The sequence below is a fragment of the Campylobacter sp. BCW_6464 genome, assembly GCF_001762775.1.
Classification (GTDB): domain Bacteria; phylum Campylobacterota; class Campylobacteria; order Campylobacterales; family Campylobacteraceae; genus Campylobacter_D; species Campylobacter_D jejuni.
Window position 1 is genome coordinate 1 of the sequence record NZ_MJXM01000025.1, and the last position, 3,502, is coordinate 3,502.

Below are 3,502 nucleotides of genomic sequence, written 5' to 3' on the forward strand. Positions count from 1 at the left end.
ATCAAAAACCAAATTTTCCACCTAAAGCTCTTAAACTAAGCTTTAGTTTAAAATATCTTTAATCAGTTTTTGCAAATTTCTTTTTGTTTCTTCTCGTTCTTTTATGATAAAACATTTTGCTTTTGGCCAAAAATAACTTTTAGGATTTTCAAATTTTCCCCAACGCCAATCAAATCTAGGATGTAAAAGAACTATAGTAGGAATATCCATAGCTAAACTTAAATGCGCTATAGCACTATCAATACTAAGCATACAGTCAATATCATATAAATAATTTAGAGTATCATTCCAATTTTTTATAAGCTTACTTCTATCTTCTATTACCTTAGGTAATTCTTCTTTTAATTGCATTTGAAAAGAAATGATTTCATAATCTAAGTCTTTTAATATATCAAATAAAAATTCAAATTTTACATTTCTTAATAAATCAGAATTTTCAGCATTAGGAGTAGCATAAAAAATACCAAGTTTTTTTCTTTTATTATGCGGTTTTTTCTGCGGCAATATAGGTGTTTTTAATCGTGAAATCTCATCAAGCTTAATATCAATAAAAAAAGGCAAAGAACAAATAGGAATAGCATAATCAAAATTTGTAGGTAGATTTTTTAAAACCTTTACATTTTTAAAAATATCATCATTTTGATTTAAAAATTTGATTTGATTTTTAAACATTTCATACATGGCACTTTGAGGAGCAAATAAAACCTTTGAAGCGATTTTGCAAAGTTTTTCTAAGCATCTTGCATACATTATAGTATCGCCAAAGCCTTGCTCGCAAAATACTAAAACTTCTTTATTTTTAAAAGCATCAACGCCAAATTTATTAAAAGCTTTTAAGCTTTCATTATAATGATAAGTAGAAAAAGTTTCATTATGAGCATAAAATAATCTGCTTTCATAATACTTCTTGCCCTCTTCAAAATTATCATCCACTCCCATACGCATCAAAAGATAAGCCAAATCAAATTGATAGGTTGCATGAGAATCCAAGCTAAGACATTTTTTATAAGCATGATAAGCTTCTTGATAGTTTGAGTTAAATTCTAATACCTTAGCATAGTTTTGCCAAAACTGTGCATGGTGTTGATTGGCTTCTTGTAGTGATTGAAAAAGTTCTAAAGAATCAGATATTCTAAAAAGCTTAAAAAGCAAGTATGCTTTTTGGGGTAAAATTTGATGAGTTAAAAAATCTTCTATTTTAGAAATGGTAAGATTTTCTTTGGTTTTACTGTGAAGCCTATCTTCGAGTTTGACTAAATTAAGATTGGTTTGTTCAGCAATGATTCCTTTTTGTAGTTTATCAATCAAATCTTGCATAAAATGACACAAGTGCTCATGTGCATTTAATGCCTTCGTAAAATCATGTTTAAAATAAATTTCTGCATAATTTTTCCATAGATTAAGATTATACATATCTTTAGAAAGTAATTCTTTGAAAATTTGTTCAGATTCTTCTAGTTTATTACTCAGTTTATAAATAAAAGCCAATTCTAACTTAAGTTCATCTTCTAAATCATCTTTGCGAGTTAAAAGTGTTTGTAATAAATTCAAGGCTTCATCAAGTCTTAAATTTTCAATATAGCTTTTAGCAAGCATAAGACCATTAAAACTTGTAGGATTTAAAGAAAAAAGCTCTTGAGCATAATATAAAGCTTTTTGAAAAAGAGAAAGTTTATAAGAAGAAAGCATAGCAAATTCTAAAGCAAATTTTGGACTTTCTTTTAAAAATTGCTCACTCAAGTTTAAACATTTTTCATAATTAGCATTAAAATAATAATAATGAATTTTATCAAACATATTTTTCCTTGATAGTTACATTAAAATCTAATATTATCTTATAAGTTGCATAAAAAGATAATTATATTTTTATAAAATTAAATAATAAAACAAAAATAAATACAATAAAAACATCCATCCTAATAATTTTAAAATTATTAGGATGAAATTTTTAACAAGTAGGAGAGTAAACTAATTAAACTAAGTATGATCTTTTATAAGATTACCAAAGATAATTAAACTGAGCAAATCCTGTATGGGTATTGCCATCTTTATCAAACATTCCATTATAGTTTAAACTAAAATAGAAAGCTTCATTAACAGGAACGATAAAAGAAGTGCTTACAAATTTTTGTACTCTTGGTAAATCAAACTCATCACTTACTTTTATATTTCCAAATCTAGCCTCAGCTTCTACTTTAGGATTGATATTAAACTTAGCTCCAAGTTCTACTGAAGTTTTTAAATTAGGCAACCAATCTCTAAACCAAGTAAAGCTTGTTTTAGTAGAGAAAAGATTTAAATAGTTTGCATAGGTTCTTTCTCCACCTTTAACTGTTGCTTGTCCTATAGTGTCTTTCATAGAAAAAGCTTCAGTATAGCCTCCTTCATAAGCAAGACCTATTTCAGGGGAGAATATATCTTTATTAGAAATAAAATTCATACCTAAGGCTGTATTGACTCCATAAGCATAAGAATTAGGTTCAGCTTTAGCTTCATTATTTCCTATTTTTTTAGTTAAATCATTTTTAATCAAAGCAGCTTTACCTTGAGCCTTGATATAAACTTCTTGACCTTTTTCTGTAGTAAATAAGGTATTAAAGTATTTTAAACCTGCATAATAGGTTCTATTATTAATATCAAAATAAGTTGAACCCATTTTTGTATCTTCATAACCTGCATACACACCATATATTCCACTGTCTTTTAAAGTAGAATAACCTATAATGGTTCCTTTAGTGTGTCCTTTACTTTCTTCATTTAAAGAAAGTTCAACATTCTGTGAAGAAGTATAAGGAAGGATGAATAAAGAATGTTCTTTATTAGAACCATAGCTTCCATTATTTAAATCACTCTTTATATAATCACTTGCATCTGCATATAAATTACCCTTTTCAGACATAGCGATGCTTTGAGATTTACTTGAAGAAGCTAAAGCAAAGCTTTGCATAGAATTACCCATAACATTGTCTATAAAGGTAGATCTTCTTGTAGTAGTAGAGATTAAAGATCTAAAGGTTGCTCCAGATATGGAAGCATTAAGATGATAATCTGTAGTAAGCTTTCCTGTTATTGGATCAAAGCTTAAAGATATTTCTCCACCTCCATTGGTTCCTATATTGCCAATATTGTTTTGATTAACACCTGAGATGATATTGTTTATATTGCCTAATTCATCAAGATTAACATTGCTTTGATCTACGGTGATGTTTTCTACTTTTACATTATCTTTACCATTTCCACCTACAACTATAGTGTCTAATTTACCTGTTTCTTTATCTGTAGAAACAACCCAATCTTTAATTCCAACATTACCGCTACCATTGTTAGTTACTGTATTACCATGATCATCTTTACCTACTGAGCCTTGGTTGGAAATAACTAAATCAGCATTACCATTATTTGTAATACCTCCACCTATAGTAGCACCTTCTCCATTAGAAATTTCAAGTTTATTATCACTATTGTTAGTGATAGAACCTGAAATACCTGTATCAGAAGTAGA

At 28.0% G+C, this 3,502-nt stretch carries 2 protein-coding genes; both read right to left on the minus strand.

Annotated features, from left to right (window positions below; genetic code table 11):
- Positions 1 to 42: 42 nt before the first annotated feature.
- A complete protein-coding gene (locus AJ885_RS00740) occupies positions 43 to 1,797 on the minus strand; it encodes a hypothetical protein (RefSeq protein WP_070280582.1) in 1,755 nt (584 codons plus the stop codon).
- A gap of 202 nt (positions 1,798 to 1,999) precedes the next feature.
- A partial coding sequence (locus AJ885_RS00745; protein WP_148123892.1) for an autotransporter outer membrane beta-barrel domain-containing protein occupies positions 2,000 to 3,502 on the minus strand: 1,503 nt, incomplete at its 5' end.

What these genes read in the sequence shown, in the direction of transcription:
- AJ885_RS00740 (WP_070280582.1), bottom strand. Translation starts at nt 1,797, where the DNA reads ATGTTTGATAAAATTCATTATTATTATTTTAATGCTAATTATGAAAAA.